Origin of the sequence: Exiguobacterium sp. PHA03 (assembly GCF_041945985.1) — a bacterium.
Lineage (GTDB): Bacteria > Bacillota > Bacilli > Exiguobacteriales > Exiguobacteriaceae > Exiguobacterium_A.
In genome coordinates this window covers 41,753-58,198 of sequence record NZ_JAUTYQ010000004.1, presented here as the reverse complement: position 1 = coordinate 58,198, position 16,446 = coordinate 41,753, and the positions used below count along the sequence as shown (strand labels likewise).

At 45.0% G+C, this 16,446-nt stretch carries 15 protein-coding genes; 6 read left to right on the top strand and 9 right to left on the bottom strand.

What is annotated here, in order from left to right; genetic code table 11:
- Positions 1-22 precede the first annotated feature (22 nt).
- Positions 23-742 (bottom strand): pyruvate formate-lyase-activating protein, encoded by a 720-nt coding sequence (pflA, locus tag Q7C19_RS14090; protein ID WP_035412629.1) that lies wholly within the window; start codon positions 740-742, stop codon positions 23-25.
- Positions 743-776: 34 nt separating this feature from the next.
- Entirely contained in the window at positions 777-3,026 is a 2,250-nt protein-coding gene (pflB, locus tag Q7C19_RS14085) for a formate C-acetyltransferase (RefSeq protein ID WP_375092353.1), read from the bottom strand.
- A 339-nt stretch (positions 3,027-3,365) separates the two neighbouring features.
- Here pflB and Q7C19_RS14080 point away from each other — a divergent pair, with 339 nt between their 5' ends.
- Genes Q7C19_RS14080 through Q7C19_RS14070 form a run of 3 tightly spaced genes read left to right on the top strand, consistent with a single transcriptional unit; the run spans position 3,366 to position 5,636 of the window.
- On the top strand, positions 3,366-3,794 hold the full coding sequence (locus tag Q7C19_RS14080; RefSeq protein ID WP_375092352.1) for a hypothetical protein: 429 nt from the start codon (positions 3,366-3,368) through the stop codon (positions 3,792-3,794).
- Positions 3,795-3,822: 28 nt separating this feature from the next.
- Positions 3,823-4,995 carry a DEAD/DEAH box helicase gene (locus Q7C19_RS14075; protein WP_035412637.1) on the top strand — a complete coding sequence of 391 codons (1,173 nt, stop codon included), beginning with the start codon at positions 3,823-3,825 and terminating at the stop codon, positions 4,993-4,995.
- Positions 4,992-5,636: a hypothetical protein gene (locus tag Q7C19_RS14070; protein WP_035412639.1), complete on the top strand. Its 645-nt coding sequence runs from the start codon at positions 4,992-4,994 to the stop codon at positions 5,634-5,636. The genes Q7C19_RS14075 and Q7C19_RS14070 overlap by 4 nt, the downstream gene beginning before the upstream one ends.
- 53 nt (positions 5,637-5,689) lie before the next feature.
- On the opposite strand, the gene Q7C19_RS14065 is transcribed toward Q7C19_RS14070, so the two are convergent.
- From Q7C19_RS14065 to Q7C19_RS14035, 7 genes are all read right to left on the bottom strand, one after another.
- Positions 5,690-7,477, bottom strand: a complete 1,788-nt coding sequence (locus Q7C19_RS14065; RefSeq protein ID WP_056063607.1) for a GGDEF domain-containing protein — start codon at positions 7,475-7,477, stop codon at positions 5,690-5,692.
- Positions 7,478-7,487: 10 nt separating this feature from the next.
- Entirely contained in the window at positions 7,488-9,320 is a 1,833-nt protein-coding gene (locus tag Q7C19_RS14060) for a diguanylate cyclase domain-containing protein (RefSeq protein ID WP_375092392.1), read from the bottom strand.
- 180 nt (positions 9,321-9,500) lie between these two features.
- Entirely contained in the window at positions 9,501-11,402 is a 1,902-nt protein-coding gene (locus Q7C19_RS14055; protein ID WP_290787906.1) for an ABC-F family ATP-binding cassette domain-containing protein, read from the bottom strand.
- A 1-nt stretch (position 11,403) separates the two neighbouring features.
- Positions 11,404-12,102 carry a lysophospholipid acyltransferase family protein gene (locus tag Q7C19_RS14050; RefSeq protein ID WP_035412648.1) on the bottom strand — a complete coding sequence of 233 codons (699 nt, stop codon included), beginning with the start codon at positions 12,100-12,102 and terminating at the stop codon, positions 11,404-11,406.
- A 79-nt stretch (positions 12,103-12,181) separates the two neighbouring features.
- On the bottom strand, positions 12,182-12,439 hold the full coding sequence (locus tag Q7C19_RS14045; protein WP_023467272.1) for a hypothetical protein: 258 nt from the start codon (positions 12,437-12,439) through the stop codon (positions 12,182-12,184).
- A gap of 38 nt (positions 12,440-12,477) precedes the next feature.
- Complete coding sequence (locus Q7C19_RS14040) at positions 12,478-12,783, bottom strand: hypothetical protein (RefSeq protein ID WP_035412654.1); 306 nt, start codon at positions 12,781-12,783, stop codon at positions 12,478-12,480.
- A 125-nt stretch (positions 12,784-12,908) separates the two neighbouring features.
- The gene (locus tag Q7C19_RS14035) at positions 12,909-13,076 is read right to left on the bottom strand and encodes a hypothetical protein (protein WP_023467274.1); all 168 of its coding nucleotides are present in this window, start codon (positions 13,074-13,076) and stop codon (positions 12,909-12,911) included.
- A 233-nt stretch (positions 13,077-13,309) separates the two neighbouring features.
- On the opposite strand from Q7C19_RS14035, the gene Q7C19_RS14030 reads away from it, so the two are divergent.
- From Q7C19_RS14030 to Q7C19_RS14020, 3 genes are all read left to right on the top strand, one after another.
- Positions 13,310-14,164: a CvfB family protein gene (locus tag Q7C19_RS14030; protein ID WP_214856486.1), complete on the top strand. Its 855-nt coding sequence runs from the start codon at positions 13,310-13,312 to the stop codon at positions 14,162-14,164.
- 332 nt (positions 14,165-14,496) lie between these two features.
- Positions 14,497-16,056 (top strand): degradosome RNA helicase CshA, encoded by a 1,560-nt coding sequence (gene cshA / locus Q7C19_RS14025; RefSeq protein ID WP_035412660.1) that lies wholly within the window; start codon positions 14,497-14,499, stop codon positions 16,054-16,056.
- A 106-nt stretch (positions 16,057-16,162) separates the two neighbouring features.
- Positions 16,163-16,429: a hypothetical protein gene (locus Q7C19_RS14020; protein WP_035412663.1), complete on the top strand. Its 267-nt coding sequence runs from the start codon at positions 16,163-16,165 to the stop codon at positions 16,427-16,429.
- The last annotated feature ends 17 nt before the right edge of the window (positions 16,430-16,446 follow it).

Sequence of the window (16,446 nt, the reverse complement as noted above, 5' to 3'; positions counted from 1 at the left end):
TCATTGTAACAAATTGGAAACGTTAACACAAGTACGATTCAAGTAGGGTTTGCGCAGCGTTTGTTTCTTCTCGTGAAGGGGGAAGCACATCAGTTAACGGATAAGCAAGACCAAGGTTTTCCCACTTATAGACTCCGAGTTGATGATACGGCAGTACCTCGACGCGCTCGACGTTTCCGAGCGTCCGGATGAACTCGCCGGTCTGACGGAGGAAATGTTCCGACATCGTAATACCTGGAACGAGGACGTGGCGAATCCAGACGGGAATGTTTCGCTCGGCTAGGCGTTTTGCGAAGGCGAGTGTATTGGCGTTACTCCGTCCAGTCAAGACGCGACAAGCAGCATCGTCGATATGCTTGATATCGAGCAGAACCAAATCCGTCGCATCGAGAATGGCGTCGATGTTTTTTGGGACGACAGATCCAGCGGTATCGATGACCGTATGCAGTCCATGCCGCTTCGCTTCTGTTAAAGCAGCCTCTAGGAACTCTGGCTGAGCGAGCGGTTCACCTCCAGAGAAGGTGATTCCGCCACCCGTCGCCTCGAAAAAGGAGCGATAGCTGATCGCTTCTTTTACGACTTCGTCTGCTGAGACACGCTGTCCGCAACCGAACTCCCATGTATCCACGTTATGACAGTATTGACACCGTAGTGGACATCCTTGCGTAAAGACGATGAATCGAATGCCAGGACCATCGACTGTTCCACATGATTCAACGGAATGGATCATACCATAGGTCATTCTGCTCACTTCCTTTCACATACTACACATCATTTTAGAGAGAACCGTGGAACGTACGATTGATGACATCAATCTGTTGTTCACGCGTCAGTTTAATGAAGTTGACGGCATAACCGGAAACCCGAATCGTTAACTGTGGATACTGTTCTGGATGCTCCATGGCATCGAGTAACGTCTCACGGTCGAAGACGTTGACATTCAAGTGATGACCTTTTGAAGTCGTACCACCCATATATCCGTCAAGTAATCCGACCGTATTGCGAATACGTGTTGCTTCCTCCTTACCAAGTGCTTTTGGAACGATCGAGAACGTGTAGGAGATACCATCGAGCGCATGTTCATATGGTAGTTTCCCGACAGACGTCAGAGCAGCGATAGAACCACGGGTATCACGTCCATGCATCGGGTTAGCACCGGGTGCAAATGGTTCACCCGCACGGCGTCCATCGGGTGTATTTCCTGTTTTCTTACCGTAGACGACGTTTGAAGTAATCGTCAGGACAGACTGTGTCGGGAGCGCATTTCGATACGTTGGATGTTTACGGATTTTCTCCATGAACAATGTCACGAGATCAACCGCCATCTGATCGACTCGTTCATCGTTATTCCCGAACTTTGGAAACTCACCTTCGATCTTGAAATCAACTGCAATCCCATCCGCATCTCGGATCGGGCGGACTGTTGCATAACGAATAGCGGATAGACTGTCAGCGACGACCGATAAACCAGCGATGCCGCATGCCATCGTCCGTAAGATTTCCGGATCATGTAAAGCCATTTCAATCCGTTCGTAACTGTACTTATCATGCATGTAGTGGATGACATTCAGTGTGTTGACGTACAGTTCTGCGAGCCAATCGAGTTGACGATCGTAAGCCGCCATGACTGTCTCGTAATCGAGTACTTCGTCGAGCATCAATGGTGTGGCTGGGGCGACTTGAATTTTGAGCTTCTCGTCCATTCCGCCATTGATTGTATAAAGTAATGCTTTTGCAAGGTTTGCTCGAGCACCGAAGAACTGCATCTGTTTCCCGATCCGCATCGCGGAGACACAACAAGCGATGCCGTAATCATCCCCATAAACCGGCAACATCAAATCATCGTTCTCATACTGAATCGAGCTTGATATGATCGACATCTTCGCGCAGAATTCCTTGAATCCGCGTGGAAGCTGAGTGGACCAGAGAACAGTTAGATTCGGTTCAGGTGCCGGACCGAGTGTCGAAAGCGTGTGTAAGAAGCGGAATGAACTTTTCGTGACATTTGATCGACCATCTTCACTCATCCCGCCAATCGATTCCGTTACCCACGTCGGGTCGCCAGAGAAGAGATCGTTATAGTCCGGTGTTCGTAAGAATTTGACGATCCGAAGTTTCATGACAAAATGATCGACGAGCTCTTGTGCTGTTTCTTCCGTCAAGCGGCCGGTCGCAAGATCACGTTCGACATAAATATCGAGGAACGTCGAGACGCGACCGAGTGACATAGCTGCACCATTTTGTTCTTTGATCGCAGCAAGATAAGCAAGATAGACCCACTGGAATGCTTCTTGTGCTGTTTCTGCAGGGCGGGAGAGATCAAAACCATAGCGAGTTCCAAGCTCGGTCAATTCCGTTAATGCGCGCAATTGTTCATTCATTTCTTCGCGGTCGCGGATCATCGATTCAGAGAGGAAGCCGCCACGTGCCTTCAAGTCTCGCTTACGTTCTTCAATCAAACGTGCTGTTCCGTACAAAGCGACACGACGATAGTCGCCAATGATCCGCCCACGTCCATAGGCGTCTGGTAATCCTGTGATGATACCGGCTTTACGCGCGGCGCGCATCTCTGGAGTATAAGCATCAAAAACCCCTTGGTTGTGTGTTTTTCGGTAATCGCTGAAAATTTTCGTGACGGTCTCGTCTGCTTCAAAGCCATACGCAGCTAAGGCATCATTCACCATCCGAATCCCGCCGTTCGGATGAATTGAACGTTTGAACGGTTCATCCGTCTGTAAGCCGACGATTTTTTCAAGAGAGGGATCCAGATACCCTGCATCATGCGAGAGAATCGTTGATGGTGTCTTGGCATCGACGGCATACACACCACCACGTTGTCGTTCTTCATTCGTCAACTGTAGAATTTGTTGCCAAAGCCGTTGCGTCGCTTGCGTCGGATCGACTAAAAAGTGATCATCACCTGTATATTCCGTGCGATTGAGCCGGATGAAGTCTGCAACATCGATTGTCTTGATCCATTCGCCAGACGTAAAGTTTGCCCAGGCACTCGTTTTTTCTAATAACATGGATACCACTCCTTTAAAATTGAGCTAATGATCAGTTCCTTATGTGAATAGTGTAACAAAAGGAGGTAGAGATTCCCTTTACGTTCATGTGAATATTTTAACAAGTGAACAAACGTTGATATGACGGGCTTTCTTTATTTCTGTACCTATGAAAGAGTGAAGATTAAAAAACAGTTGAAGTCTGGTAAATCAAGATTTTCACGGAACTGTATGAGCTGATTTGAAAAAGATCCACTAGCACAGTTGAAACTGTGAGGAATGTCACGTTACGGTATCTTGTGTTTTTAGGACGTATCGTTGACAATGAAAAAGGGAACATAGAACGTGGAGGTGTGCCAAATGGAGTATGTGTCATTAACGCAACAAGGAGATTATCAGTCGGGAGACTGGGTCTCGCTGAAAATCGGATCGGAAGGTTCGACGCGAACTGGGATGATCACAGAATTTGAAGGTGATGGATTCTGGATTCGGTTTGAAGATGATTTTGATTATGAAGACTTTATCGGCTATGATGAATCATACTGGATTGCGCTTGTTCGCCGTCCCGTGGACGTAAAAGCGACGTATGCGAGTCTTGCCGTGTATCCGGCACTCGCTGCAGAATTACAGGATCGTGTCATCCAAGGCTTCGAGATTTTAAAGGAAGAAGCTGGTGAAGAAGAAGTCCGGTTCCACATCCGATTGCTCGACGCAGGAAATGAATATACACAGACAATACGGGGATACCGTGATGCATCAGGAGATCATGTCGAATACGTAACGGCATGATGGAATTAAGAGAGTAGGAGAAATCGTTATGAACTTTACAAAACCATTTTTACAGGAAGCATGGGAACGGGCGCGCTTTACAGAGTTGATGCCTGTTCAAGAACAAGCGATTCCGTTGTTGCGCGAAGGAAAAGATGTCCTAGCTGAAGCGCCGACAGGAACAGGGAAAACGCTTGCTTATGTCATTCCAGCTTTAGAAAAGATTGAAGTGGAAGAGCCACACGTGCAAGTCGTCATCACGGCACCAACACGGGAACTCGTCATGCAAATTCATCAAGTCATTCAATTATTTGCTCAAGGAAGTGGTATCAAATCCGGTGCATTCATTGGTGGTGTTGAATTAAAGCGACAATATGAACGATTGAAGAAAAAGCCGCAAATCATCGTCGGAACACCGGGACGTCTCGTCGAGTTGATTGATTCGAAGAAGCTGAAGATGCATAAGGTGAAATTGATCGTTTTAGATGAAGCGGATCAAATTTATGAAAGTGGCATGAGTGACTCGGCGACGCGAATCGCAAATAGTGCGCTACGCGATCGACAACTGGCATTTGTCTCAGCGACATTGCCGGAACGGACAGCAGAATGGGGACGGACGCTTGCGAATGATCCTGAGACGATTCGTGTTGAGCGTGCCGTCAGCACACAAGTGACATTCGGTTATTTGGAGACTTCACGTCGTCAGAAACCGGAATTGTTACGTCGTCTGGCGAACATGCAAGGATCAAAAGTGCTGACATTCATCAACAATCGCTCATTCCTTGGACCATTGAATGGCGAGTTGAGTAAATTCTCACTGAAATACCGGATTTTAGACGCTGAAAAAGGAAAGCGAGAGCGGATGGAGACCTTGCGTTCTTATAAAAAGGGAGAGTTTCCTTTACTCGTCACGACAGGTCTTGCGGCGCGTGGGCTTGATATCGAAGCGGTCACACACGTCGTCCATTACGATTTACCGGAGTCGCTTGACGATTTCGTACACCGTTCAGGTCGGACGGGACGCGGAAACGCAAATGGGATGGTACTTGCACTTGTCACGGATCAAGATTTAAAACACTTAAAAACACTTGCAAAGCAAATGGGCGTCGAGATGGAGCCAATGGAAATTTACCGCGGAGAAGTCATTCCGAAACGTGAATTCACAGCTCCTCAGACGATTAAGCGACCGGCTACTCCTCACCGGAAAGGGCGATCGAAATGAAGAACGATCGAAAAGTAATTCCATTTCCGACGACGGTTTCTGAAGCGGAAATGAATGCAGCCTTGAAGAAAATGTATCAGGAAGCAGCAACAGCACGCAGTACGGACTGGGTCGCTTTCATTGAAGAGATTGCGACAGAAGGACGTTGGTATTTAAAAGATGCTGAATTGTTCCGGGACTTATTCGTTGACTGGGCGATCTTCTATGAAACGGATGATCAAGGAAAAACACCGCACGGTCGTTTTCTCGAGCAGATAAAAGACGAGCTATCACCTAGTCTCTATCGCGCCTTGCGTGGATTAGCTGACCCGATGCCGTCGCTGTTTCAAGTCGATGCAGATGGTGTTGTTGATTTAATGTCGAAACAGACGTATCAAACGGATTTGGCTGAGATTGAAGTCGAACCGGGGGATCTGTTGATTGGGAAACTGCTCTATATTTCTGGTAAGTGGCGCTTTGCGATTGCCTACATGAAGGTAGCGCGCGCATTAGTACCAGAAGTCCTCGCTTTGTTGACGGACTTCGTGGATGAAGTGGGAGAAGACGCGTTACTTCGTCAATATCCAGAGTTTTGTGCGGAATTAATCGACTTGCTCCTCGATATCGAAGAAGGTAACATTGCACCAAGACCAGAAGAATAACTCAAAAAACCTAGGACACGTTGACTACAAAAAGTCATATGTCCTAGGTTTTTTCATGGGTCCGCTCGATATAAAGCGACATCATTCTTATCCCGATGTTTCACGCGATACATGGCAAGATCGGCTTGCTTTAAACATGTTTCAAGATCGGCCTCATGACACGCTGTCACTCCGATGCTTGCGGAAACGAATAAAGATTGTCCTTTGTAGACATAGGGACGTCTTAAAAATTGTAAAAAGGATTTACATTTTCGGCGTAAGGAGAGTTCATCATCGGCTTGTAAAAGGATCGCGAATTCATCTCCACCGAGGCGATACACGGATTCCGAAGAACTTGTATGTTCGCTCAATCGCTTCGCAACTTCAATTAATACATAATCTCCTGCCTCGTGACCATACGTATCATTGACTTGCTTAAATCCATCTAAATCGACTAAGGCAAGATAATTCTTATCGGAGAGTCGATTTGAGAAATCTCGTTCTAAGGAACGACGGTTTCCGATATTAGTCAAAGCATCATGATAGGCATGGTATTCGATTCTCTTTTGACGAATTTTGCTTTCCGTGACATCATGTAAAATCGTGAATCGTCCCATCGAGGTAGCGGCAATTTGAATCGGAATATCAATGATTTCATAGCGTCGACTTTGTTCATCCTCATACTCATCAACGTTCGTTTCGAGCATTTCTAACAAATGACGCATCGTACGAGGAACATGTTCAATCGTCATATCTGGCAAATGAAACAGACGTTGGGCAGCTAAATTCGCGTACAGCGCAGTGCCGGACTGATCGAGTCGAATCATCGGATCAGGATGACCGAGGAAGAGTGGAATGACCTGTTGTTCACTATCTTGGATTTGTTGTTTTCGATGTTCAATGCGTGAAGCGAGTTGTTCATTTCGTTCGTGTAATTGTGCGACAATCAACCCATGTTGACGGGCAATCAAGATTTGTCGAACGATTAGTAGGAATAAGATGATAAAGATGTCGAGTTTTCCACCTTCTTGTTCCACCATGTAGTGGATGAACAAAGGGATGGCCAGTAAAGGAAGCCACGAACGGGGAATGACCGTCGTTCGAGCAGTTCCTTCTTCAATATGATCAACATGCCATAGAATAGCTGCGCTTTGCGCCAAACGAATCAATATCGGGAAGAACACCAGATAATTCGCTGAAAAATCAGGGAAGTAGACACTAGAGACTTCATAGATACCACGAATGAAAATGGATAAGAATAATAGAAATAAGGCCATCCGTGATACCCAATGTGTTTCTTGGATGAACGTAAAATAGAAAAAAACGAACAAACCGAGTGATGTGTTCGTAATGACGATGATGGCATAAGGAACAGTCTGAAGCCCAGGGTTCGTCAGTTCATTGAGGACATGGAATGCGACAAGTCCAATGAAAATGACGATAATCGCGGCATCAACGAAAGCAAGTACATGTTGTCCGAGTGTTCGTTTTGTGATGATTCGGTAAAAAATCGCGTATAAGAATACGTAATGGGATATTGAAAATAAAATCAGGCTATAAATAGATGGAATTGGAAAGTCTGAATAGACAAAACGTAACGTCTCAAAAATGGAACCGATATAGGATAAAACCAGTGATCCTAAAGCAATCAGCCAGAAATTTCGTCTGGGTACGACTAATATTTGTTCTTTACGATAAGCCGTAAGAATGAAGTAAGCGATCAACCCAAGTGATACATACTGAAGTACCTGTTCGACAATCCCATTAGAGATGGAAGGAGTCCATGTAGTAAGGATCATTAGAATAAAAGAGATGACGAGCATGGCAGGGAACCAACGGATGAAGTAGTTTGATTTAAGCACGGGATCCCTCCTAACGTTTGATGTGGACAGCGAACATATAGTTATTTTTCTCGTTCTTCTTGATCTGGTACATGGCTTCGTCTGCCCGAATCAATAACTGTTCTGAACTCTTACCGTCTTCAGGGTATAAGGAAATTCCGATAGATGGTGTGATACGAAGCGTATACGTGTTGATATAGAATGGATAATTTAGGATTTCGAGAACGTGTTCGGCAAACTGTCGAGTTTCCGAGGCAGATGCCTGAATGAAGATCAAGAATTCATCTCCACCAAGGCGTGCGACGAGATCAGTTGGCGTCGTCATTGATTGAAGACGCGTTGCTGTTTCTTGTAGCAGTAAATCACCGACATCATGTCCATAGGTGTCATTGATTTGTTTGAATCCGTCCAAATCTATGAATAATAAGGAGCCATAATCTAGCGTTGGCAGAGTTAGATAGAGTTGCTCCTCGAAGTAACGCCGGTTTGGTAAACGAGTGAGTGAGTCATGGTATCCCATACGTTCTAGCCATACTTCCTGTTGATAGTCTTCTGTGACATCCGCTAAGACGACGAAATAGCGTTGCTGATGTGGAATATCGATGATTGTCGTATTCAAAAAGGTTTCTGGATGTTCGTCCGTAGCAGGTACATGTAGGAGGTGAGCAGGATAGGTCGACTGCTTTTGTTGAAGCAACGGGATGAGCCGATCAAGTTGACGACGTTGACTCGGTCCGAGCGGTAAATCATTCCATCCTGCTTCTGCAGCGGCTGGATTGACGGATCGAATCTGATACATGTCATCGATTTCAAAAACGATTTCTGGATAAGACAAAAAAAGTGACGTCAGTTCTTTTTCACGCAACTGTAGCAACTCTGTTTTTTGATGAACGATGTCTTCTAGATTCGTTTGTAATGCCGTTGTTTCCTGTAACAACCGAAGATTTTCCCGGTATGAAAAAAGCTGCCGTGTTAAAAATAATAAAAACGTAATACCAATAGACAACAAGAAGAAGGTTCGAGAGACAGGAAAAAACGTAATATAAAGAATCAGCGCAGATAATAAGATGTAAACCAACAGTGAACGCGTAAGTGTCTCGACTCGAATGAGATTTGCTTGCTCCTCACGACTAATGGGAAGTGTACGTGTGTTCAGAAAGGCGATGAGGAACAGACCGCTAAGTGGATATAGCGGAAGCAATAGACCCGATATTTGCGGTTCACCGTTTAATAACAAGGTATAAAACACGAAGTTCGTCATGCCGAGAATGAATGTTCCGAGGACAAGAAAGATAAATCCTGATCGTGATACGTTCCGTCTTAACCCAGACGCATAGAGTAAAAAAAAGAAAAGCGTCAACAAAATTGTCAAGAAGGCATAAAATGTCCAACTGATTTGCTCGAGTGTCGTTCGCGTATAAGAGGGAACAAAGCGGAAAATAGCGATATATCCAGCAATCATTGAAACAGCGAATAAAGTCAAGGAATCAAGAATCAATAACTTTTGTTTTTTGAATAATGTCAAATCTAATTGTCGGAAAAAGAAAAGGACCATCATTGTCAAATGAATCGTATAAGGTAAATCCAGCAAGACGTTCAAATTGACATCGTTCCATTGAAAGAAACGTCCAATCATATTCAGGAAATCGCCCAAAAAATAAGAGAAGAAGGCGATGGATAACCACTTGTACGGAAGGGAAGGTTGTTTGAAAGCCGTCGATCGACTAAATAAGAAAATCATGAAAGAACCGCTTAAACTAATGACTGCCGAGAGTTGTAACGAAAGGTCTTGTGGCAATAGCCAGAGCAGTATGTAAGTAATGACTAAGTAGAATGCGACGATAGGGTAGATGTTTTGAACCATCCGTTTCACTAGAACTCCTCCTTTCGCAAGCCTTCCTCCAAAACGAAATATGCTATAACATTACCCGATATCTAATATGAATTCACATTTATTTTCATAATTAAAAATAAAAGTAAGAGATGTTTTCTATTTCATAAAAAAAGCGGAACTCTTCTAAGTGAAGAACTCCGCTTATCGGATTTACTGATTAGATTGGCGATGGTTTTCAAATGCCTCGATTTTTTCAGAAAGATATGTCCAATATTCCATTCGCTCGTCAAGCGTCGCTTTGGTCTTTTCGATGGCTTGATACAATTCATTGACCTTTCCGAGATCACTTCCTGCTGAAGCGAGATCAGCCTCTAATTGCTCTAGTTCAACTTCACTCTCTTCAATTTGTTGCTCAATGATAGCCCAATCTTGTTGTTCCTGATAACTTAGTTTCTTTGGCGTCTCTGTTTTTGGTGCTGTAGCAACCTCTGCCGTTTTTTCAACGACGATTGAGGGAACGGGTGCTGCCATTTGCTCAAGATAGTCTGTATATTGTCCGTAATAAAAAATGATGTTTCCATCTTCAAATGCAATCAGGCGATCGACGACCCGATCGAGGAAGTAGCGATCATGACTGACTGTGATGACAGTACCTGGGAATGATTCTAAATAATCTTCTAGTACGGATAAGGTCTCGGTATCCAAGTCGTTCGTTGGCTCATCAAGGAAGAGGACGTTCGGTTCTTCCATCAAAATCGTTAACAATTTCAGACGTCGCTTTTCGCCACCAGAAAGCTTGCCGATTTGTTTATATTGTGCTTCCGGTTTAAAGAGAAATTGTTCGAGCATCTGACTTGCTGTGATCTCCTCACCGGCGAGTGTCGTAATGACTTTTGCGATCCGTTCGACCTCATCGATGACGCGGCGTTCGGGATGCGTGAATTCGGCGAATTGACCGTAAAAACCGATCTTCACCGTTTCGCCGTGAATGATCTCACCCGTTGTTGGCTCTAAGCGTTTCGCGAGGATTGAAAGAAGTGTCGATTTTCCACTACCGTTTCGACCAACGATGCCATACCGCTCTTTGCGTCCGATCAGAGCGTCAAACGATTCAAAAAGTGTCCGTTCACCAAATCGGTGCGAGACGTCATATGCTTCAATGACTTTCTTGCCGAGGCGGGTCGAACCGACCTGTACTTCAAGTGTCGCTTCTTCTTCCTCATACGAAAGGTCTTGTAAAGCATCCACGCGCTGGATCCGGGCTTTTTGTTTCGTCGTCCGTGCTTTTGCTCCGCGACGCAACCAAGCGAGTTCGCGACGGAGGATGTTTTGACGTTTTTCCTCCATAGAAGCCGTCCGTTCACGACGTTCGGCACGTTTTTCAAGAAACGATTCATAGTTTCCGACATAGAAATAAGCTGTTCCATTTGCAATCTCCATCATATGATTCGTGACACGATTCAAGAAATAGCGATCATGAGTGATTAGTAGAATCGCACCACGGTATTCCTTGATTTGAGTCTCAAGCCAGCTGATCGTCTCGGCATCAAGTTCGTTCGTCGGCTCATCAAGCAGGAGGAGATCGGCTTCATCGAGTAAGGCTTCAGCGAGTCCGACGCGCTTACGTTGTCCTCCGGAAAGAGAGCCGATCAACGCGTTCAAGTCGAGGATGCCGAGTTTGTTTAAGATCATTTTTAAACGCGATTCCGTGTCCCACGCTTGCGCGGCATCAACCTCGGTTTGCGCTGTGATGAAGCGGTTGAGTAACGTCTCACTTGTCGGATCCTGTTCGAGCGCTAGTCGTGCCGTTTCGTAGTGGCGCAACGCGTTGATCGTTGGTGTGTCACCCGACAGGAGTACTTCCATGACAGTCCGATCTTCCGGATAATCGGTCGTTTGCGATAGCAAACGGATCCGATAATCATTTGGATGATGGATCGTACCAGCATCTGCTGTTTCTTTGCCTGCTAGAATGTGCAGAAGGGTCGATTTACCGGTACCGTTGACGCCAATGATACCGATCCGGTCACCAGGAGAGACGGAAAACGTGACATCTTCGAAGACAATTTTATCGGCAAATTCTTTTTTGAGATTTTCTACTTTCATTAACATATTAGACACCTTCTACAATCTGTTTGATTTGATGTTCGACCGTCTGGACGAGTTCTTTCTGTGTCATCGTGCTCGGATCAATCGACGGCAAGATCGTGACTTCGACTGTAGCCGGACGGATCTTACCCGTTTCCTCCATGACACGATAACTACCTGAAATCGCGACGGGTACGACGCGTGCGCCACTTGATGTCGCAAGGGTAAAACTTCCTGCTTTGAATTCCGCCATCGGTCCGCCTTTTGAACGTGTTCCTTCTGGGAAGATGATCATTGATTGTCCGTCCTTGATCGTGTCGACACCAGAGCGGATCGCTTTTAGGGACTGGCGTCGGTCTTTTCGGTCAATCATGACACACCCCATCAGATTCATCCAGACATTAACGATTGGAATTTTATTCACTTCGATTTTTGAGATGAATGCTTTTGGTTTATCGATTTTTCCAAGTAGAATCGGAACATCGAAGTTTCCTTGGTGATTCGAGATGAACACGACAGGTTCATTTGCCGGAATATGTTCATGCCCCGTCACATGGACACGAACGCCAGCAAGTCGGAGGAGAGAGTTCGCCCAGGCGCTCGCTACACGCTGAACGAATGCATAGCGCGCGAGATGCGTTCGACGTTTTGCGGTTGGTAAAAACGGTAAGGTACAGGGTAAGACAAGTCCAAAATAAATGAACCAAATGACAGTACGGATCATAGTAAAGTGACAGCTCCTTTTTTTCATTGCTGATGTTATTGTACAAAAAAAGACCAGGTGTCGCACCCGGTCTCCATGATTATTCCCAGTAACGAGGCTCAGATTCCTCTTCGCTTTCTCCAAGTTCGAAAGTGAGGCGACGTGTCGTCGGATCAACGGAGAACGTAGCGTTCGTGTTGTCGATCTGTTTGATTTCCATCGTCTCTTCATCCAAGATGAGAGTCAAGCGGACCTTATCTTCGTGATCTACGAGCAGTACGCCATCTTCCTTCAACCATAAATCGATGACAGGTGAGTAGCGGAGTGTCCAACCGTTTGATAAAGGGATTTCGTTCATAATGAATCTGTTCCTCCTAGGTGATGAAATCGTGTTCTTTATTTATCATGCTGGTCTGTCCCAGAGAATGCAAGTGGTGTACTCGAATCTCGATTAGGATAGGCAATTTGATAAGACTGTTCTCGTTTTTTCATGCGTTCGTACTGTTTTTTGACGCGACGGTATTGAATGTATTCAATGTAAGTCAGATAGGACGTACGGAGTAACTGTCGAATCGATGATAACGATAGGCAAATCGCTAACGTAAAGACGAAAACACCAATCGAACTTGTATAATAACCGGTAACAAAACTTAAGTATGTAGTGATGAGACCCGCAATCGTCGTGAATAAGTAGAAGAGCACGTCCGTTTCCTCCTCGAAATTAAAATATAGGTATGTTCATCTAATTCGAGGTTGAACTTGATTTTCCTTTATCGTCCTGTAAATGTCCGGAAAAAATAAAAAAATCCACACGGAAGGTGTAGATTTTAAGGGCGATCGATTTGCTGAAGCGCTGGTGTCTTCGGAGTCATATCTGTACTGTTTGATCCTTCTGCAAAAACGATTCCAATCGTAGCAAGGAAAGCAAAAAATGCAAAAACCAATGTTTTCGTGAAGCGTCGAGCGAACGAACGCGATTGAATATTATGAAACATTTTTATCCCCCATATTTACCTAAACTAAACCTTCTTTTTCCTGTTATTTAATCATATATCTTTTTTTCAAAAAAATCACGCAAATGTGTTTCGTTCACAAATATGTCACAACTGTCATCGTGGGGTCGATTTCAGAGGTGAACAGAAAAAGAGTATAGTATGGTAGGGAAAGAACAGAAGGATGGTAAGAATGAACTTGAACCAATTCAAATAGAGAGAGGAGATGACCCGAAATGGGATTACGCGCAGGACAGGTTGTCACATTAAAAGTAGAACGTGAAGCAGAGTTCGGAGTGTTTTTGACAGATGGAAATGAAGATGTGTTGTTGCATAACAATGAACAGACACAAAAAGTAGCTCTTGATGATGAAGTAGAAGTCTTCTTGTATCAAGATAATGAAGGACGTTTGGCATCATCGATGACGATTCCAGAAGCTTCATTTGAAGACTACGTCAAGACGACGATCAATGGGACACGCTATAACACAGGAGTGTTCGCGAATATCGGGATTCAAAAAGATGTTCTTGTCTCACTTGACGATTTGCCGCAACGTCGGATGTTCTGGCCGGAAGAAGGCGATCAACTTTTCATTCGTCTAAAACATGATCAAAAGCTTCGTTTACTCGGAGACCCTGCACCATATGCTTACTTCAACTTACGAGCGAAGCCAGCTCCAGAAGAATGGAACAACATGGACGTCGAAGGTCTCGTCTTCTCACAACGCGAACCAGGCGTCAATGTCTGGGTCAACGATCAGTCAATCGGATTCTTGCATGAACGCGAGATGGAACGTTGGCCGCGTCTTGGAGAAGTCTTGAAATTACGAGTGACAAATGTAAAACCAGATGGTACAGTATTACTTTCAGCACGACCACGTGCCTTTGAAGCCATTGATACAGACGCGGAGTTGATTCTGAACCATCTACTTGAACATGATGGTCAGATGCCGTATGGTGATAAGACAGCTCCCGAGACGATCGATGAAGTATTCGGTCTCAGTAAGGCAGCATTCAAACGAGCGCTCGGTCGCCTGTTGAAAGATAAAAAAATAGAAAAAAATGAAACGGGTATTCGGTTGACGCAATAATCAAACCGAGTAAGCCTGCGTTTCGAATAGATAGTAAGGAATTCATCATTTTGGTGGTTGCGGCTGGTTTGATTACCGGCGACCATTTACTGAATATACCCCATCACTAGTGGGGGCACGCGATGACGTTCATCGCACGGTCCGGGCACTTCGCCTTTCCCTCGCCCTTATGGCAACGATTATGATGGTGACTTCCCTAAACATTATTATGAGAGAAACCACTCTATCTTTATGGGATAGATTCTGTTATAATAGGTAGTCGATTGTATTCGTTACGGTAGCGTCTGTTTAGTGGCAGACGCTTTTCATATGACAAAGGAGAGTATTTAGCATTGACAACATTTCGTGAATTAAATCTTAGTGAGGCACTTATCAAAGGTGTCCTAAAAATGGGCTTTGAAGAAGCAACACCAATCCAAGCAGAAACAATTCCAGTCGGACTCAGCGGCGTTGACTTAATTGGTCAAGCACAAACAGGTACTGGTAAAACTGCAGCATTCGGTATCCCAACAATCGAGCGTCTTGACGCAAAATCACGCAACATCCAAGCGTTGATCCTTGCTCCGACACGTGAGCTTGCAATCCAAGTAGCTGAAGAATTGAACCGGATCGGTGAAGTAAAACGCGTTCATGCACTTCCTGTTTACGGCGGTCAGCAAATCGATCGTCAAATCCGTGCACTTCGCAAAAATCCACAAATCGTCGTTGCGACACCAGGACGTTTGATGGACCACATGAACCGTAAGACGTTGAACCTCGATCACGTTCAAACGGTCATCCTTGACGAGGCAGATGAGATGTTGAACATGGGATTCGTCGAAGATATCGAGAAAATCCTCGGTGCACTTCCTGAAACACGTCAAACACTCTTGTTCTCAGCAACGATGCCACCACAAATTCGTAAAATCGCAGATCGTTTCATGACGACTCCGACGCACATCAAAGTCAAAGCAAAAGAAATGACAGTTGAAAACATCGACCAGTCATTCATCGAATTGAAAGAAAGCCAAAAATTCGACGTTCTTTGCCGTTTGATCGACACAGATTCTCCAGAACTTTCAATCATCTTCGGTCGTACGAAAAAACGTGTTGACGAGATGACAGAAGGCTTGATCCAACGCGGATACACAGCTGATGGTTTACATGGTGACTTAACACAAGCAAAACGTGACCAAGTCATCCGTCGTTTCAAAAAAGGAACGATCGATATCCTCGTAGCGACAGACGTTGCAGCACGTGGTCTTGACATCTCTGGTGTCACACACGTCTACAACTTCGATGTCCCACAAGATCCAGAAAGCTACGTTCACCGGATCGGTCGTACAGGTCGTGCTGGTAAAACAGGATCGGCTGTCACATTTGTTACACCACGTGAATTCGGTCAAATCAAAACAATCGAACGTGTCACGAACAAAAAAATGTCACGTCGTCATGCACCAACACTTGATGAAATCTTAGAAGGCAACTTGAAGCTTGCTGCACAAGAACTCATTAAACGTGTTGAAGCAAAAGACTCAAAAGAATATACGACACTTGCACAAGAACTCTTAGAAGAGTACGAAGCAGTGGAACTTCTTTCAGCAGCACTTAAAGGATTGACGAAAGAGCCGGATGCAACACCAGTCCAAATCTCTTCAATCGAACCAATCCGCGTGAAACGTTTCGGTAGCAACGGTGGTGGAAACCGTCGTCCTTACGGAAACAAAGGTGGAAGTGGAAGCGGCAACCGCAGTGGCGGATACCGTGGAAACAACCCGCGTGGTGGCGATCGTCGTGAAGGTGGTCGTTCATCTTCTTCATCAGATCGTCGTGAAGGCGGTTATGCTGGACGTAGCAACCGTAGCGAAAGCGATCGTAACCGTGGTGGACGCAAACCACGCTTTGAAAAGTAAACGATTCGAACCGATTTGTCACAGACAAGTCGGTTCTTTTTTATGATTTATCTAAGCGATCGTGATAAAATGAGCCATGAACGATAGGGAGAGGGCTGAATCATTCGTGTATACCATTTATGTAGCAGCATCCGTCTGTCTCGTTGCACTGATCGTCGCGACGAAAAAGATTTGTGAGCGGACGACAAAAGGACATTTTCGTTATATTCCGTTAGCGACCTTATTATTTGGTGGCATCATCTTTCTTGTGCTGGCCATTGGTAAGGGCGGAGCTGTTGGGATTCAATACGGTGTCCTGAGTATCATCTACTTGACGGCGACATTCGGTGTGTATTTGTATATCGCAATGCGGAAAGATACGACGTTATCGTAAAACAGGGGGCTCTCTCG